Here is a 16,415-nt window from a genome sequence, read left to right as displayed (position 1 = left end):
AGGTAAAGCTTCCTATGCCCGGGTCACGCCTCCGGCGGGGTGAAGGACGACGTCCGCTGCAGACCGGCCGCCCGCCCCTTGCCGGCGATGACCAGGGCCATCTTGCGGCTGGCCTCGTCGATCATCTCGTCGCCCAGCATCGCCGAGCCCTTCTTGCCGCCGGCCTCCGACGTCGCCCAGTCGTAGGCGTCGAGGATCAGCTCGGCGTGGTCGTAGTCCTCCTGCGACGGCGCGTAGATCTCGTTGGCGGCGTCGATCTGGCCCGGGTGCAGCACCCACTTGCCGTCGAAGCCGAGCATCGCCGAGCGCTTGGCGACCTCCTCGAAGGCGGGCACGTCGCGCACCTGCAGGAAGGGGCCGTCGATCGCCTGCACGCCGCGGGCGCGGGCGGCCATGAGGATCTGCATGAGGATGTAGTGGAACGGGTCGCCCGGGTAATCGGGGTGCAGGGCGCCGACGACCAGGGACTTCATGTTGATGCTCGCCATGAAGTCGGCCGGGCCGAAGATGATCGTCTCGATGCGGTCGCAGGCGTTGGCGATGTCGTTGACGTTGATCAGGCCCTGCGCCGTCTCGATCTGCGCCTCGATGCCGATCCGGCCGACCTCGAGCCCGTTGGCCTTCTCGATCTGGGTGAGCAGCATGTCCAGCGCCTTGACCTGGGCGGCGTCCTGGACCTTCGGCAGCATGATGCAGTCGAGGTTCGCACCGGCCCCGCCGACGACCTCGAGCACGTCCTGGAAGGTCCACTCCGTCGTCCAGTCGTTGACCCGGACGGTGCGGATCTTCTCGCCCCAGCCGCCCTCGTTCAGGGCCGCGACGATGTTCTTGCGGGCGCCGGGCTTGGCCAGCGGCGCGCACGCGTCCTCCAGGTCGAGGAAGACCTGGTCGGCGGGCAGGCCCTTGGCCTTCTCCAGGAACCGGGGGTTGCTGCCGGGGACGGCGAGGTTGGAACGACGGGATCGGAGCTCGGCCACGGTGCCTCCGCTGGGGTGGTGGGGTGGGTGGACAACACTGCTGGGCGGATCGTCTTCTCGGCTACCGGAGGGTAGCGACGGCGTGATCACGTCGCCCTCCGGCCACCGCCCGGACCGCCTCGGCGCACGGGCGGGTGTGGCCGACGACACGCGCCGGCTCACCGGACCGGGCGACCACGACCGCCCGGCCGGTGCTCAGGTGGCGGGCTCGACCAGCGTCGGCGGCCGGCCCGCCCGCACGACCAGCGCCACCCCGGCCACCACGAGGAGCACCCCGGGCAGCGCCAGCAGCGGCGGCACCTGCTGCAGCAGGACGAGCGCGAACAGCAGGGCGCCCGGCACCTCGAGCAGGACGGCGAGGCTCACCACCGTGGGACCCACGGACGAGAGCACCAGGTTGAGCACGGTGTGGCCGAAGAGCTGCGCCGAGACGGTGATGGCCGCGATCAGCCACCAGTCGCGCGCCTCGAAACCCGTCAGCGGCGCGTCGACGAGCAGCGCCGCGACCGCGATCACGACCGCGCACACCGAGTAGCAGACGACGGCGTACGCCGAGGTCGCCAGCCGCTGCCGCGCCCGGGCCCCGGCGAGCACGTAGCCCCCGGCGCAGATCGCCCCGAGCAGGGCGAGCGCGTCGCCGGCGAGCGCCTCGGTGCTCACCGTCACGTCCACCCCCACGATCAGGACGACGCCGGCGAACGCCAGGAGCAGGCCGCCCCACACCGCGGCCGGCAGCCGCACCCCGGAGACGCGCGCGGCGAGCGCCGTCCAGATCGGCGTGGTCGTGACCAGCGCGACCGAGGCGGCCACCGTCGTCATCGACAAGCTCGGCAGCCACGCGGCGAAGTGGGCCGCGAGGAAGAGCCCGGCGACGACGGAGCTGCGCAGGTCGCGCCACCGGAGCCCGGACAGGGTGGCGCGCTCGCCGGTGAGCAGGACGGGGAGGAGCGCGGCGGCGCCGGCGGCGTTCCGCCAGAAGGCCAGCGCCAGCATCGGCGCGGTGACCATCGCGGTCAGCGGCGCGGAGAGCGAGACGCCGACGACGGCGAGGAAGAGCAGGCCGGACTCCCGGCCCCCCGGCCGGTGCAGCGCCCAGGCGGCGCCGGCCCCGTTCAGAGGCTCGCGCCGAGCGGAGCGAGGCGTGAGAGGAACGGGGTCCTTCACCAGCTGGGCACCCGGATCCGGCCGGAGGCGACCGGCACGACGGCGCCGCGCACGGTCGCGGCGACCGCCCGGCTGCCGGCGGCGGTGACGGTGCAGTCGAGGACGGAGGGCCGTCCCATCCGCTCGCCCTGCCGCACGGTGTAGCTCGACGTGCCCTCACCGGCCAGCAGCCCGCTCTCGACCAGCCACACCCCGGCGCCCAGCGCCGCGGAGCCGGTGGCCGGGTCCTCGCCCCAGACCAGGTCGCGGGCGAACACCCGCGCGCGGGCGGTCGCGGTCGGGGCGTCCCAGGACAGCACCGACACCCCCTCGCCCACGTCGACCCCGGCGAGCGCCCGCGGGTCGGGGACGGCGCGGTCGACGGCGTCGGGGCAGACGGAGAGGTACCCGAACGGCAGGCCGCAGCCGGCGACGTCCGCGGGTACGCCGGTGAGGTCGGCCGCGTCCAGGCCCATCGCCGCGGCGAGCTCGGCGGGCGCCGGGCCGTCCTGGAGCGTGGGCCGGCCGCCGGAGAGGGTCGCGCCGTCGGCGTCCACCACCACGTCGAGGACCCCGGCGCCGCACTCCTGGCGCAGCGTCCCCGCCGGCAGCCGCCCGGTGCGCACCAGCGTGTGCGCCGCGCCGACGCTCGGGTGGCCGGCGAAGGGCAGCTCGGCGTAGGGCGTGAAGATCCGCACCCTGTAGTCGGCCTTCGGATCGCCGGGTCCGCCAGGGTGGTCGGCGCCGGCCTCGGTGGGGGCGCAGAGGAAGGAGGTCTCCGAGAGCGCGAACTCGTTGGCCAGCGCCTGGCACTGCTCCGTGGTGAGCTCGTCGGCGTCGAAGACCACGGCCAGCGGATTCCCGGCGAACGCCCGCGGGGCGAACACGTCGACGACCTCGTACTCCAGCTCGACCGGGGCAGCCACGGCCCCGACGGTAGCCTTTCCAACCGTGACCACGGCGACCAGGGCGTACGTCTCCCGGCTCGCCGGGCTGACCGTCTTCGACCCCAACGGCGACCGGGTCGGCAAGGTGCGCGACGTCGTCGTCGGCCTCCGGGTCGGGACGGCGTGCCCGCGCGTGCTGGGCCTCGTGGTGGAGGTGGTCGCGCGCCGCCGGATCTTCGTGCCGATGGGCCGGGTGACGGCGCTGGACCCCGGTGCGGTGCTGCTCGCCTCGGGCACCCTCAACCTCAAGCGGTTCGAGCAGCGGGCCGGCGAGACCCTCGTGCTCGGCGAACTGCTCGACCGGCGGGTGACGGTCAACGAGTCCGGTCGCCCGGCGACGGTCGTCGACGCCGCCATCGAGCAGACCCGCACCGGCGACTGGCTGCTCTCGCGGGTCGCCGTCCAGGAGCCCGGCCGGCTGGGCCGGCGCGGCCAGTCCCACCAGCTGGAGTGGGACGAGGTCACCGGCCTGGCGCTGCCGCAGACGGGACAGGGCGCCGAGACGCTCATCGCCACCTACCGCGAGCTCAACGCCGCCGACATGGCGCACGCGCTGCAGGAGCTGCCGATCAAGCGCCGGCACGAGGTGGCCGAGGCGATGGACGACGTGCGGCTGGCCGACGTCCTGGGCGAGCTCCCCGAGACCGAGCAGATCACCATCCTGGGCACCCTGGAGGAGAGCCGCGCCGCCGACGTCCTCGAGGAGATGGACCCCGACGACGCCGCGGACCTGCTCTCCGAGCTGCACGCCGTCGACCGGAACCGCCTGCTCGAGCTGATGGAGCCCGACGAGGCCGAGTCGGTCCGCCAGCTGCTCAAGTACTCCGAGGACACCGCCGGCGGGATGATGACCAGCGAGCCGGTGATCCTGGCGCCCGACGCGACCATCGCCGAGGCCCTGGCCCGGGTGCGTCAGGAGGAGATCACCCCATCGCTGGCCAGCCAGGTGTACGTCTGCCGGCCCCCCTCGGCCACACCGACCGGCCGCTACCTCGGGCTGGCCCACATCCAACGGCTGCTGCGCGAACCACCGTCCACGCTGGTGAGCGGCGTGCTCGACGACCTGGAGCCGCTGAAGCCCGAGGCCCCGCTGGCCGAGGTCACCCACTACTTCGCGACCTACAACCTCGTCGCCGCGCCGGTCGTCGATGCGCAGGGCCGGCTGGTGGGCGCGGTCAGCGTCGACGACGTGCTCGACCACCTGCTGCCCGACGACTGGCGGGAGCGTGCCCGCCGTGGCTGACGGCCCCCGGCTCGACGTCCCCCGCAGCGGCGCCCGCCGGTTCGGCAGCTTCCTGCGCCTGAACCCCGACGCCGTCGGCCAGTTCGCCGAGGGCATCGCGCGGTTCCTGGGCACCGGGCGGTTCCTCGCCGTCCAGACGATCGTCGTCATCGTCTGGATCGCGCTCAACATCTTCGCCGTCCAACTGCGCTGGGACCCCTACCCGTTCATCCTGCTGAACCTGGCCTTCTCGACCCAGGCCGCCTACGCCGCGCCGCTGATCCTGCTGGCGCAGAACCGGCAGGCGGACCGCGACCGCGTGCAAGCCGAGGAGGACCGGGCCCGGGCGGCGTCGACCCGCGCCGACACCGAGTACCTCGCCCGCGAGCTGGCGGCGGTGCGGGTGGCCGTCGGCGAGCTGGCCACCCGCGACTTCATCCGCGGCGAGCTCAACCGCCTCGCCAGCGACGACGGCGAGGACACCGAGCGGCGCGAGAGGAAGAGCAAGAAGAAGCGCGACCCGGTCCCCTGAGCCCGCTCAGCGCTCGGCGCGGTCCCGCTCGACCAGGGCAGCCCGACGACGCCGGCACCGCGTCGTCCCCTCGTCGATGCTGACGACGTAAATGCTTCCGCCGCCCGCGATGGTCCCCGGGGTGGTGGTCTCGCGGTACGGCACGGAGTTCCTCCGATCGTCGGGTTAGGCACCGCTGCCGCGCCCCGATCGGGCGCCCAGCGCACGCAGCACGGCCACCACGGCGCTGCCCGGTGCACCGAGCGAGGCAGGTGCACCGGGCGGCTCGGTCACTCGGGTCGGGTCCGGTCGAAGGACGCCTGCATCGTGCGCAGCAGCCGGCGCGCGGTGCTCTCGTGCTGCAGCATGGCCCCGGCCAGCCGGGACATCGCCGCCCCGGTCCGGTCCAGCGGCATCGTCGCCGCGAACGCCCGCTCGAGCGCCGCGACGGCCGCCGGGTCGACGTCAGCCAGCAGCCGGTCCCGCGACTTCTCGACCGCCGCCACGGCCGCCTGGCGGTCCACGCCGACCAGGCGGCCGTCGCGCTTGACCACCTCGCCGCCGACCAGGACGGTCTCCACGGTCGCCGGGGTGGCCTGCAGGACGACGGTGCCCACCGCGTCGTTCACCGGGGCCGTGGCCAGACCGTCCGCTCGGATCAGGACCAGATCGGCGGCCCGGCCGGGGGTGATGCTGCCGGTGACCTCCCCCAGCCCGACCGCGCGCGCCCCGTCGACGGTGGCCGCGCGGAGCACGTCCACCGCGCGCAGGGTCAGGTGGGCCGGCACCCGTCCCGACCGGGCCAGCTGCTCGTTGTCGCTGAACCGCGTCGCCTGCAGGGCCAGTCTCATCTGGGCGAACAGGTCGCCCCCGTTGCCCGAGACGACGTCGGCGCCCAGGCCGACGGGGATGCCGCGCGCCTGCGCCCGGGCCAGCACGGGCAACCCCATGCCCATCTGCAGCTCGGACTCCGGGGTCGAGACGACGCCTGCGCCGCTGTCGGCCAGGTAGCGCAGCTCGTCGGTCGACCAGCCGGTGCCGTGCGCGAAGAGCAGGTCGGTGCCCAGCAGCCCGGCACGGTGCAGCCGGCGCACCAGCCGGGCGTGCCGGGTCGCGGCGCCGTGCGAGGCGTGGATCGTGATCCGGCGCAGCCCCAGCTCCCGCCCCAGGTCCAGGTCCCGGCGCACGATCTGCAGGGGCAGGAACTCGCCGAGATCGGCGGTGGCCAGCCCGAGCAGCACCCGCCCGTCGTCGGAGGCCAGCGGGCCGCCGCGCAACCGGCGGACGTCGTCGTGGCGCCACGTGCTCTCCACCTGGGCGCGCAGCGGGTTCTCCCCCGGCTCGGGCACGTGCGACATCCCGTAGGCGAGCACCCCGCGGATGCCGGACGACTGCATCGCGTCGACCACCGCGTCGGCGTGCCCGGGTGCGCGCATGGCGTGCGAGAAGTCGACGACCGTGGTGATGCCGGCGTCGAGCGCCTCCAGGTACCCGGCGTAGCTGCCGGCGTGCACGTCGGCGGCCGTGTACCGCGGCGAGTACACGTTGCGCACGTGCACCAGGTACTCGAAGAGGCTCCAGTCGCCGGCCAGCCCGCGGAGCGCCGTCTGCCACACGTGCCGGTGGCCGTCGACGAAGCCGGGCAGCAGGATCCGCCCGGTGCCCTCGATGACGGCGGCGCCGTCGACGGGCAGCGGCTCGGCGGAGACCGTCCGCACCCGGCCTCCCTCGACGAGCACGTCGGCGACCTGCCCGTCGTCGGGCCGGCCGTCCATGGTGAGGACCCGGGCGCCCCGGACGAGGGTGCGCCCGGCGGGCCGGGCCGCGGTTCACGCGACGGATCGGGGCGCGGTGATGCTGCCGGGCCGGGTGGTCGTGTCGGTGCTCATGGCGGTTCCTCCTGTCCGCGGCGCGCTCGGTAGCCGCCGTCGGGGAGGACGGTGATCCGGGGTTCTTGAGCCGCACCGGTTGCCGTCTTGCATCCGGTCCAACCGGGCCGAGCTCAGGTCGATGCGGCGACGGCGGCGGCGTAGGTCTGGTCGGGGGACAGCGATCGCCCGGCCGACCAGGCGGCCGCGAGGACCGCCGGGTCGAGCTCCGCGCGCAGCCGCGCCACGCGTCCCTCGTGCAGCGCGCGGCTGGCCGGCGGCTGCATCGACAACCCGGTGCGTTCGGCCAGCGACTCCGCCGCACCGAACAGGCGGGCCGCGACCGGGCCGTCGCCCTTGTCGACGAGCACCTCGGCGAGGCTGGTCAGGCCGTACAGGAACGCGGCGTTGTCCCGCAGTGCCGCCGAGCGGGTGACGCTCTCGTGCAGGAGCGGCAGCAGTTCGGGTCCCTGCCCGGCGAGCTGGCCGATCATCACCCGGATGTTGAGCGTGACGGCGATCCCCCAGCTCCCGCCGGCCCGCCGGAGCAGCTGCTCGGCGGTGTCCAGCAGCAGGTCGGCGTCGGCGAGGGCGCCGGAGGCCGCAGCGACCTGGACGGGGACCAGGGCCGCGATCCCCGCGCCGGCCGGGTCGTCGAGGTCGCGGTAGGCGGCGTCGGCACGCTCCGACCAGCGTGCCGCCGCGGGGAAGTCCCCGGCCCCGATCGCGGCGTGACCCGCGATGGCGGCGGTCACCGCGGCGATCTCGGGGTCGACGTCCGCAGCGGCGACCTCCTCCGTGGCCACCGCCAGCGTCGCCAGCGCTTCTTCCCACGCGCCCTGCCCGAAGGCGCACTGCCCCTCGACGAGCCGGGCGCGGGCCCGGCCCCGCGGGGAGAGGCCGTCCGCGGCCAAGGCCTCGCGCATCCACCGCCGGCCCTCTGCCTGGAAGCCGCGGATGTGCCAGAACCAGCGGATGCCCCACGCCGCGACGGCGACGGAGTCGGGATCGCCGTGCCCGAGGAACCACCCGAAGGCCGCCCGCAGGTTGGCGTGCTCCTGGGCCAGGCGGGCCAGCCACACCCCCTGTTCCACACCGAGGAGCCCCTGCCGGGCGCGGTCGGCCAGCGCGCGGTAGAACGCCGCGTGCCGGTGCTGCACCTCCTCGTCCGCCCCTTCGGATGCCAGTACCTCGACGCCGAACTCGCGGACGGTCTCGAGCATCGTGAACCGGCCGCGGCCGCCGACGTGGCCGGGCGGATCTCCCTGGTCAGGCGTGACCCGGGTGACCAGGCTGCGCTCGACCAGAGCGGCGTGGCCGGCGACCAGATCGACCGCGGCACCGCCGTCCGCCCCGTCGTCGCACACCGCCTGCGCCGCTTCGAGCGTCCAGCCGCCCCGGAAGACGGAGAGCCGGCCGAAGAGCCGGCGCTCGGCCGGGCCCAGGAGGCGGTAGCTCCAGGCGACGGTGTCGCGGACGGTGCGCTGCCGCTCCGGCAGGTCACGGGGACCGTCGGCCAGGACGGGCAGCGCCCGGTCCAGGCGGCCCAGCAGCTCCTCCGCCGAGAGCACCCGCATCCAGGCGGCGGCCAGCTCCAGGGCCAGGGGCAGCCCGTCGAGCCGGCGGCAGATGCCGGCGACCGCTTCGGCCTCGGGATCGTCCTCCACCCGGTAGCCGGGCACGCGCGCCGCCACCCGGTCGAGGAAGAGCCGCGCGGCGGGGAAGCCATCGAGGTCGGCGGCGGTCACGCGTTGCTCGGCGTCGGGTGCCGCCAGCGGGGCCAGCGGGTACTCCCGCTCCCCGCGCAGCCGCAGCGGCGAGCGCCCGGTGGCCAGCACGGTCAGGGACGGGCATATCTCCAGCACCCGGGCGAGGTCCACCGCTGCCGGCAGGACGTGCTCGACGTTGTCCAGGACCACCAGCACCCGGCGTCCGCCGACGGCGGCGCGCACCAGGTCGAAGGGATCGCCGGTCGGCTGCTCGACACCCAGGGTCCGCGCCAGGGTGGGCAACACGAGGGCAGGATCGGTGAGGGCCGCCAACGGCACGAGGAACACGCCGCCGGGGAAGCCGGGACGTACCGCACGGCCGACGGCGAGGGCGAGCGTCGTCTTCCCGACCCCACCCGGCCCGGTGATGGTCACCAGCCGCCCGCGGCGGAGCAGGTCGGCGACGGCAACGACGTCCCGGTCCCGGCCGACCAGTTCGGCCACCGGCTCGGGAGGGACCGACCCGAGCGGCACGGGCGCCGCCGACCGCCCGGGCGGGTCGGCCGGTCCGGGCTCGCGCGGCGAGGGCCCGGGCACCGGTTCGCGCCGTGGGGGCTCGAGCCGGGGGTCACGCCGCAGCACCGCCGACTCCAGCGCCAGCAGCGCCGCACCCGGCTCGACGCCCAACTCCTCCCGGAACAGCCGCTGTGCCTCCCTCAGCCGGCCCAGCGCCTCCGCCGTCCGCCCGGATCGGTACAGGGCCCGGACCAGCAGTTCCCAGCCCCGCTCCCGGAAGGGGTGCCGGCGCACGCCGTCGGCCAGGTCGGGCAGCGCCGCCAGATGGTCTCCCGCAGCCACCCGGACGGCGAGCATCTCCTCGGTCACCGCGGCCCGTTCGGTCTCCCACCGGTCGGCGGCCTGCCGGGCGAACTCGTAGTCCTCGGCCAGGTCGGCCAGCACCGGCCCGCGCCACAGGGCGAGAGCCTGCTCCCCCGCCTCCCGGGCAGCGACGAGGTCGCCGGCACGGGCTCGGTCGCGGCAGTGTGCGGCCGCCGCGGAGAACTCCGCGAGGTCGAGCACGTGGCCGGTGAGGTCCAGCAGGTAGCCGGGATCGCGGGAGCAGAGGAGCCCGCCCGTGTCGCGCAGCCGGCGATCCGGCTCGAGCACCCGGCGCAGGTTGGACACGTAGGCCTGCAGCGAGGACGTGACCTTCTCCGGCGGCGCCTCGCCCCACAGGTCGTCGACCAGCCGTGCCGCCGAGACGGGGTGCCCCGCGTCGAGCACCAGCCGGGCCAGCAACGCGCGCTGCCGCCGCGCCCCGAGGGCGAGGGGCACCCCGTCCCGCTCGACCCGCAAGGGGCCCAGCACCTCGACGCGCATCCGCCCTCCCGCACGACGGCCGTGAGCGGCGGCGAGACTACTGCGGCCACGGGCGGAGTGGGGCGGTTCCGCTCACCCGGCGGCCGGGCGCACCCGGTGGTTGGCCACGATCCGGCCGTCGGGATCGACGACGGCGCGGATCGCCTGCAGCCGGCGCCAGTCCTCGGGCCGGTAGCCGGTGGCGGCGTCGACGGCGTCCTCGGCGAAGTTGAGGTAGTGGCGGCCGTTGGCCCACGGCGACAGAGCCGCTGTCACGGCGTCGGCCTCGGCGAGACCCTGCGCCGCCATCTCGGGAGTGGGCGCCAGCGCGCCCGCCAGGAGCACGAACTGCCCGTCGAGGCACGGGACGGCCCCGGCGCCGGGGGCGGGCCGGGCCAGTGCTCCGCCGATCTGCCGCAGCTCCACCATGAACAGCGAGGAGCTCGATCCCGGACCGGCGACGCCGAGCAGCACAGCGACGCCCTCCGGCGGCAGCGAGCCGAGGATGCTCGTCGAGCTGACCTCCGGCGTCGGCTCCTCCGGGTCCATGTGCAGCCGGGACAGAGTGTCGGTGGGCACCCGGCCGAAGGTGTCGAGCTCCGGTGCCAGCTCGCGCAGCGGGGCGAGCAGGCCGGCTGCGCGCTCGTCGTCGGCCAGCACCGCGCCGTCGATGATCACCAGCTGCCGGCCGCGGAACGGCTCGGGGATGTCCGGGAGCGGCGGCAGCTGCATGATCCGGAACGCGGTGGTGACCTCGTCCGGCGCCCTGACCGCCCACTCCGCCCAGCGCCCGAGGACCTGCTCGGCGTGCGCCCAGTCCCAGACGAGCATGCCGGCGTAGGCGGTGTCGAAGGGATAGGTGCGGAACTCCAGCTCGGTGACGATGCCGACGTTGCCGCCGCCACCGCGCAGGGCCCAGAACAGCTCGGGGTGGCGGTCGGCGTCCACCTGGAGAACGGTGCCGTCGGCGGTGACGACCTCGGCGGCGGTGATGCTGTTCGTCTGCAGGCCCAGCGCACGGGCGTACCAGCCGATCCCGCCGCCCAGGGAGTAGCCGACGACCCCGACGTCGGGCGAGGACCCGTGCAGCACGGTCACGCAGTGCCGGCCCGCCTCGGGCACGACGTCGTCCCAGAGCGCGCCCGCCTGCACGCGGGCGCGGCCACGGACTGGGTCGACGGTCACCTCGCGCATGCGGGAGGTGCGCAGCAGGACGACGTCGTCCAGGGAACCGAGCGGTCCGGCGTTGTGCCCGGTGCCCTGAGGAGCGATGCGGAGGCCGGCCGCGGCGGCGGCCCGGACGACGGCGACGACCTCGTCGGTGCCGGCGGGCACCGCGACGGCTGCCGGGCGCTGGTCCACGGCGAGGTTCCAGGCGGTGCGGAACTCGTCGTAGGGTGCGTCGCCGGGCAGGTGGACAAAGCCACCGATCAGGCCACGGAGGCTCTCCGCAGGGCCCGCCGGACTGCCGGTGGTCATCGTGGTGGTGCTGTCGGTGGTGGTCATGGTGCTCTCCTCGGGACGGTGTGGGTCGATCAGGACCCGAGCGTCGGGAAGAGCTCTTGGGCGGCTCTGCCGGTGTTCTTGGAGCCGCACCGGGACGGCGACGCGTCAGCCGGTGAGGACGTGCACCCCGGCGCCGGCCGCCCCCGCCAGCAGCAGGACGACGATGAACGGCGCACGCAGCGCCAGGGCCAGCGCCGCGACGGCGAGCCCCGCAAGCCGGCCGTCGACCACGATGTCGTCACCGCTGGTCAGCCCCTGGACGACGACCAGCGCGGCGAGCAGCGCCGCCGGCACGAAGTCGACGACGCGCGCCACCCAGGGCTGCTCCACCCACGACGCCGGCACCGACAGCCCGGCCAGCTTGAGCAGGTAGCAGCCGACGGAGGCGACGAGCACCGCCGTCCAGGTCCCGCTCACGACGCCACCGCACGGCGGGGCCGACCGGCCAGGGCGACCGCCACCACCGCGGCGACCACCTGCACGCCGGGCGGCACGAACGGGGTCAGCGCCAGCGCGACCACCGCGCCGCCGAGCGCCACCCGGCGCTGCACGGCGGGCTCGGGGAACGCCCGGCCCAGCCGCGGCCAGAGCAGGGCGAGGAACGCGGCGGGGACGACCGCGTCCAGCGCCGCCCGGGCCGTGCCGCCGAGCGCGGCGGCACCGAGCGCGCCGACCACGGTCGTCGCGTTCCAGGTCAGGTAGAGCGTCGCCCCGCCCGCCAGGAACGCCAGCCCGGCCAGCGCCCGGTCGGGGGCGGCCAGCGACAGCGCCGTCGTCTCGTCGATGACCCAGTGCGCCGTCCCGGCGCGGCGGAGCGGGCCCCGCGGCCGGAGCAGCGGCACCAGCCGGACGCCGTAGACGGTGTTGCGGGTACCCAGCAGCAGCGCGCTGCCGACGGCGGCCAGGGGGCTGCCGCCCGCGCCGAGGACGCCGATGAGGGCGAACTGCGAGGCGCCGGTGAACATCACCGCCGAGAGCACCAGCGCCTGCCAGACGTCGAGCCCGGCGGCGTCGGCCGCGGCGCCGAACGCCACCCCGTAGAGGCCGACGGCGAGCCCGAGGCCCACCGCGTCCCGCAGCGTCTCGGCACGGTCGGGCTGCACGACGACGACCCTAGTTCCGCCCCGGTGCGCGCCAGATCACCCTCCGCCGGGCCGTCGGGTCCGCGTGCCGCCGTAGAGTGGCAGGCGACCGATCGCGCGGGTCGCCGCTCCGGCCGCGACCACCGGACGCCGCCGGTCCCCCGCTCGTGAGGAGACAGACGAACACGATGTCCGACCAGCTGACCGGCACGCCGGCGCTCGACGCCGTCAACGCCGCTCTGGCCACCGTCCAGGACCCCGAGATCAACCGCCCGCTCACCGAGCTGGGCATGATCAAGGACGTGCGGATCGGGCCCGACGGCTCGGTCGCCGTCGAGGTCTACCTGACCGTCGCCGGCTGCCCGATGCGGGAAACGATCACCAACCGGGTCACCCAGGCCGTGGGCGCCGTCCCCGGGGTGACCTCGGTGCAGGTGGCCCTCGACGTGATGAGCGACGAGCAGCGCTCCGAGCTGCGCAAGACCGTCCGCGGCTCCGACACCGCCGAGCCGGTCATCCCCTTCGCCCAGCCCGGCTCGCTGACCCGCGTCTACGCGGTCGCCTCCGGCAAGGGCGGCGTCGGCAAGTCCAGCGTCACCGTGAACCTCGCCGCCTCGCTGGCCAAGCGCGGGCTCTCGGTCGGCGTCGTGGACGCCGACATCTACGGCCACTCGGTGCCGCGGATGCTGGGCGTCGACGACAAGCCCACGCAGGTCGACAACATGATCATGCCGCCGCAGTCCCTGGGCGTGAAGGTCATCTCGATCGGCATGTTCACCCCGGGCAACACCCCGGTCGTGTGGCGCGGGCCGATGCTGCACCGCGCCCTGCAGCAGTTCCTCGCCGACGTCTGGTGGGGCGACCTCGACGTCCTGCTGCTGGACCTGCCGCCCGGCACCGGCGACGTCGCGATCTCCATCGCCCAGCTGCTGCCCAACGCCGAGATCCTCGTCGTCACCACCCCGCAGCTGGCCGCGGCCGAGGTCGCCGAGCGCGCCGGCGCGATCGCCACGCAGACCCACCAGCAGGTCGTCGGGGTCATCGAGAACATGAGCTGGATGGAGCTGCCCGACGGCTCGCGCGTCGAGGTCTTCGGCTCCGGCGGCGGGCAGACGGTCTCCGACGCGCTCACCCGCACGCTCGGTGCCCGCGTGCCGCTGCTCGGCCAGATCCCGCTGGACACCCGGCTCCGCGAGGCCGGCGACGCCGGTGCGCCGATCGTGCTGGCCGAGCCGGACTCCCCCGCGGCGCAGGCCCTGGAGAAGATCGCCGACGGGCTCGCCGTCCGCCAGCGCGGGCTGCAGGGGATGTCCCTGGGGCTCACCCCCGTCCGCCGCTAGCAGCCGCGCGACCCCGTCGCCGTCCGCGCGGCGTCGTCCTCCCTCACCGTGGAGCGTCCTCCCTCACCGTCTGCGCTGCGGGAGGACGCTCCACGATCAGGTCACCTGGTCCCCGCCGCCGGGAACGGTGCGGGTCAGGTCGCGTCGACGTCGAAGGGCGGGGGGACGTTGCGGTCGCGCACCTGCGCGGCGACCACAGTGGCGGCCGTGGCGCCACCGGCCCGGGCCGGGGAGATCGGCGGCTCGTCGTCGCCGAGCAGCTGCTCGCGGATGAACGTGCGCGGGTGGTACTTGCGCAGGTCGAGGTCGCGCAGCCCGTCGAAGTCGTCGCCGAGGGACTCGTTGACCTGGGCGCGGACGCCGGTGATGGCCCCGCGCATCCGCTTGAGCCCGGCGGCCGCCTCCTTCGCGAGGTCGGGCAGCCGCTCGGGACCGAAGATGAAGAGCGCGGCGAGCGCCAGGACGAGGATCTCGCCCCAGCCGATCGAGTCGAACACCGCGCTCCCTGTCCTTCCGACCGCCAGCGCTGCCGGGGGTCAGCGTAGCCGCCTCTCGGGGCTATGCGGCCCCGAGCGTCACCTCGACCGTGCGCGAACTGCCACCGCGGACCAGTTCCACCGTGACGACGTCACCGGGCTGCCGGGCGTCGACGGCGACGGAGAGCTCCTCGGAGCTGCCGACCGGCGTCTCGTCGACGGCGATGATCACGTCCTCCTCGCGGATGCCGGCCTGGGCCGCGGGGCTGCCGGGCTCGACGTTGAGCACCAGGGCGCCGTCGCGGGTGCCGTCGGTGACCGAGCGGGCGTTCACCCCGAGCGTGGCGTGCACGGCCGAGCCGGTCGCGATCAGCTGCTCGACGATCCGCTTCATCGTGTCCACCGGGATCGCGAAGCCCAGGCCGATGGACCCGCCGGCGCCGGTCGAGGCGATCGCGGTGTTGATGCCGACGAGGGCTCCGCTCGCGTCGACGAGCGCCCCGCCGGAGTTGCCCGGGTTGATCGGGGCGTCGGTCTGGACGGCGCTGATGACCGCGTTGGTGTCGGTGCCCTCGCCGGAGAGCCGCACCGGGCGGTCCAGCGCGCTGACGATCCCGCTGGTGACCGTGCCGGCCAGACCCAGCGGCGAGCCGATCGCCACCACCGGGTCGCCGACCACGACGTCGCCGGAGCGGCCCAGCTCGGCCGTCACCAGGCCAGGCTTCTCCACCTTGATGACGGCGAGGTCGCTGGCCGGGTCCCGGCCGACGATGCGCGCGGCGGACCCGCTGCCGTCGGAGAAGACCGCCCGGATCTCGGCGCCCTCGACGCCGTCGGCGCCGGAGATGACGTGGTTGTTCGTGACGATGTAGCCGTTCTCGCCGTCGATGACGACACCGGAACCGGTCGCACCGGCCTGGCCGACGCGCACCTCGATGGAGACGACGGCCGGGATGACGGCCTCGGCGATGTCGGAGACCGAGCTGCGCTCGCCGGTGCCGCGCGGTTCGACCTGGGCCAGCGTCGTGCCCGGGGTGAACAGCGGCGCCTCGTCCGCGGTGCGGGTCAGGTACCAGCCGACACCGCCGCCGAGGATCCCGACGACCAGCAGCCCGAGGACGACGAGCGTGGTCAGGCGCACCGAGAGGTCGCGCAGCCGCACCTTGCGGCGTCCCCGGGGGTCGATGACGACCGGGCCGGGCTGGCTGTCCTCGTCGTCGTAGACGGCCGGGGCACCCAGGCCGGCCGGGGACGACGGGTCGCGCCACGGGTCGACGCGGGCGTCCGCCTTCCACCACGGGCCGGTGGCGGTGCGCCGCCGACCGGGACGTCCCCCGGGCGGCTCCTGCAGCCCGCTCCGACCGGGGGCCGGCGGGCCGAAGGCGCGCAGCAGCGCCTCGGGCGGTGGCGGCGGGACCGGGCGCGGTGCCGGCGGCGGGCGGTCGCCGGCGAAGCTGCCCGCCACCTGCTCGGGCCGGCCGAAGGCACCCGCCTGGGCGGGCGTGGGCCGGGGAGCGTGCACCGGTCGCGCCTCCAGCCGGGGCGCCGTCGTCTCGTCGAAGGCGCCCGACTGCCCGTCGGGCCGCCCGTACGCGGCGGCGTCGCCGGGGCCCGGTTCGGCTGGTGGGTCGTACCGCGCGCTGCTCAGGGGGTGCCGCCCGGGGCGCCGAGCCCGCCGGGGCTGCCGACGGTGACCGTCCGCAGCACGGGCGGCGCGACCTCGGTGTGCTGCTGGGGCTGCACCGGGTCGGCCGCCGGCGCGCGGCCGGTGTCGCCGGGGAGGGTGAGCGCGAGCGCCGTCACGCCGGCGCCCAGACCGACGATCGTCCCGGCGACCCCGCGGCGGAACCAGCGGCCGCCCGCCGAACCGCGTCGGTGCGCCCCTTCGGTGAGGTCCAGGGAGAAGGCGCCGGAGCTGCCGGTGACCGTCAGCTCCCCGGCCGAGGCGCGCACGTCACCGGGGCCCGTGCCCGAACCCGGCACCTCGGCGGTGAAGGGGATCGCGCACAGCCGCGACATGAGGTCACCGGGCATCGCCACGTCGGCGGAGCCGTGCAGCGCCTCCTTGGCCTCCCGCTGGGCGGCCACGGCCATCCGGCAGGTGGTGCAGCCGGCGAGGTGGCGGGCCGCCCGGCCCGCCGGGCCGGCGGAGAGCTCGCCGTCGACCAGCGCGGCGATCGCCTCCTGGGCCAGGTGGCTCTCCGGGATGCTCACGAGCCCTCCTCGCTAGCGCTCGTCGGCCGCGTTCGCGGTGCTGCTGTGCTCCATGGTGAGC

The 16,415-nt window shown here is 75.4% G+C and carries 13 protein-coding genes and 1 pseudogene; 3 read left to right on the top strand and 11 right to left on the bottom strand.

Going from position 1 to position 16,415, the window contains the following annotated elements:
• Nucleotides 1–23: 23 nt before the first annotated feature.
• From BMW62_RS06145 to BMW62_RS06135, 3 genes are all read right to left on the bottom strand, one after another.
• A complete protein-coding gene (locus BMW62_RS06145; RefSeq protein WP_091929972.1) occupies nucleotides 24–977 on the bottom strand; it encodes an HpcH/HpaI aldolase/citrate lyase family protein in 954 nt (317 codons plus the stop codon).
• A gap of 195 nt (nucleotides 978–1,172) precedes the next feature.
• Nucleotides 1,173–2,141: a DMT family transporter gene (locus tag BMW62_RS06140; RefSeq protein WP_244523869.1), complete on the bottom strand. Its 969-nt coding sequence runs from the start codon at nucleotides 2,139–2,141 to the stop codon at nucleotides 1,173–1,175.
• Complete coding sequence (locus BMW62_RS06135; RefSeq protein ID WP_091930090.1) at nucleotides 2,138–3,046, bottom strand: PhzF family phenazine biosynthesis protein; 909 nt, start codon at nucleotides 3,044–3,046, stop codon at nucleotides 2,138–2,140. Before BMW62_RS06135 ends, BMW62_RS06140 begins: the two co-directional genes overlap by 4 nt.
• A 25-nt stretch (nucleotides 3,047–3,071) precedes the next feature.
• Between BMW62_RS06135 and BMW62_RS06130 the strand changes: the two genes are divergently transcribed.
• Entirely contained in the window at nucleotides 3,072–4,310 is a 1,239-nt protein-coding gene (locus tag BMW62_RS06130; RefSeq protein ID WP_091929970.1) for a magnesium transporter MgtE N-terminal domain-containing protein, read from the top strand.
• Nucleotides 4,303–4,821, top strand: coding sequence for a DUF1003 domain-containing protein (locus tag BMW62_RS06125; protein ID WP_211435008.1), 519 nt, complete (start codon nucleotides 4,303–4,305; stop codon nucleotides 4,819–4,821). The genes BMW62_RS06130 and BMW62_RS06125 overlap by 8 nt, the downstream gene beginning before the upstream one ends.
• Before the next feature lie 269 nt (nucleotides 4,822–5,090).
• On the opposite strand, the pseudogene BMW62_RS06120 reads toward BMW62_RS06125, so the two are convergent.
• The 5 genes and pseudogenes from BMW62_RS06120 to BMW62_RS06100 all read right to left on the bottom strand — a co-directional run.
• Nucleotides 5,091–6,596 (bottom strand): annotated as a pseudogene (locus tag BMW62_RS06120) (amidohydrolase family protein); the annotation flags it as partial.
• 206 nt (nucleotides 6,597–6,802) lie between these two features.
• Complete coding sequence (locus BMW62_RS06115; protein WP_091929967.1) at nucleotides 6,803–9,757, bottom strand: AfsR/SARP family transcriptional regulator; 2,955 nt, start codon at nucleotides 9,755–9,757, stop codon at nucleotides 6,803–6,805.
• Between the two features lie 72 nt (nucleotides 9,758–9,829).
• Nucleotides 9,830–11,242, bottom strand: coding sequence for an FAD-binding oxidoreductase (locus BMW62_RS06110; RefSeq protein ID WP_211435007.1), 1,413 nt, complete (start codon nucleotides 11,240–11,242; stop codon nucleotides 9,830–9,832).
• A gap of 105 nt (nucleotides 11,243–11,347) precedes the next feature.
• Nucleotides 11,348–11,659, bottom strand: coding sequence for an AzlD domain-containing protein (locus tag BMW62_RS06105; protein WP_091929966.1), 312 nt, complete (start codon nucleotides 11,657–11,659; stop codon nucleotides 11,348–11,350).
• Nucleotides 11,656–12,345, bottom strand: a complete 690-nt coding sequence (locus tag BMW62_RS06100; RefSeq protein ID WP_091929965.1) for an AzlC family ABC transporter permease — start codon at nucleotides 12,343–12,345, stop codon at nucleotides 11,656–11,658. Before BMW62_RS06100 ends, BMW62_RS06105 begins: the two co-directional genes overlap by 4 nt.
• A gap of 167 nt (nucleotides 12,346–12,512) precedes the next feature.
• Here BMW62_RS06100 and BMW62_RS06095 point away from each other — a divergent pair, with 167 nt between their 5' ends.
• Nucleotides 12,513–13,664: an Mrp/NBP35 family ATP-binding protein gene (locus BMW62_RS06095; RefSeq protein WP_091929964.1), complete on the top strand. Its 1,152-nt coding sequence runs from the start codon at nucleotides 12,513–12,515 to the stop codon at nucleotides 13,662–13,664.
• 134 nt (nucleotides 13,665–13,798) lie between these two features.
• Here BMW62_RS06095 and BMW62_RS06090 read toward each other — a convergent pair whose 3' ends face one another.
• From BMW62_RS06090 to BMW62_RS06080, 3 genes are all read right to left on the bottom strand, one after another.
• Entirely contained in the window at nucleotides 13,799–14,161 is a 363-nt protein-coding gene (locus BMW62_RS06090; protein ID WP_091929963.1) for a twin-arginine translocase TatA/TatE family subunit, read from the bottom strand.
• A 61-nt stretch (nucleotides 14,162–14,222) separates the two neighbouring features.
• Nucleotides 14,223–15,662, bottom strand: coding sequence for a S1C family serine protease (locus BMW62_RS06085; RefSeq protein WP_244523868.1), 1,440 nt, complete (start codon nucleotides 15,660–15,662; stop codon nucleotides 14,223–14,225).
• A gap of 122 nt (nucleotides 15,663–15,784) precedes the next feature.
• Nucleotides 15,785–16,354: an anti-sigma factor family protein gene (locus BMW62_RS06080; protein ID WP_091929961.1), complete on the bottom strand. Its 570-nt coding sequence runs from the start codon at nucleotides 16,352–16,354 to the stop codon at nucleotides 15,785–15,787.
• Nucleotides 16,355–16,415: the final 61 nt, after the last annotated feature.

This window comes from Blastococcus sp. DSM 46786 (genome assembly GCF_900109665.1).
Lineage (GTDB): Bacteria > Actinomycetota > Actinomycetes > Mycobacteriales > Geodermatophilaceae > Blastococcus > Blastococcus carthaginiensis.
Note: the sequence above shows the minus strand (reverse complement) of the source record. Positions and strands in the feature narration are given on the sequence as shown.

Bases quoted from the DNA above. Each gene is read 5' to 3' on its own strand.
- BMW62_RS06115 (WP_091929967.1), bottom strand. From the start codon at position 9,757: ATGCGCGTCGAGGTGCTGGGCCCCTTGCGGGTCGAGCGGGACGGGGTG.
- BMW62_RS06110 (WP_211435007.1), bottom strand. From the start codon at position 11,242: ATGACCACCACCGACAGCACCACCACGATGACCACCGGCAGTCCGGCG.
- BMW62_RS06095 (WP_091929964.1), top strand. From the start codon at position 12,513: ATGTCCGACCAGCTGACCGGCACGCCGGCGCTCGACGCCGTCAACGCC.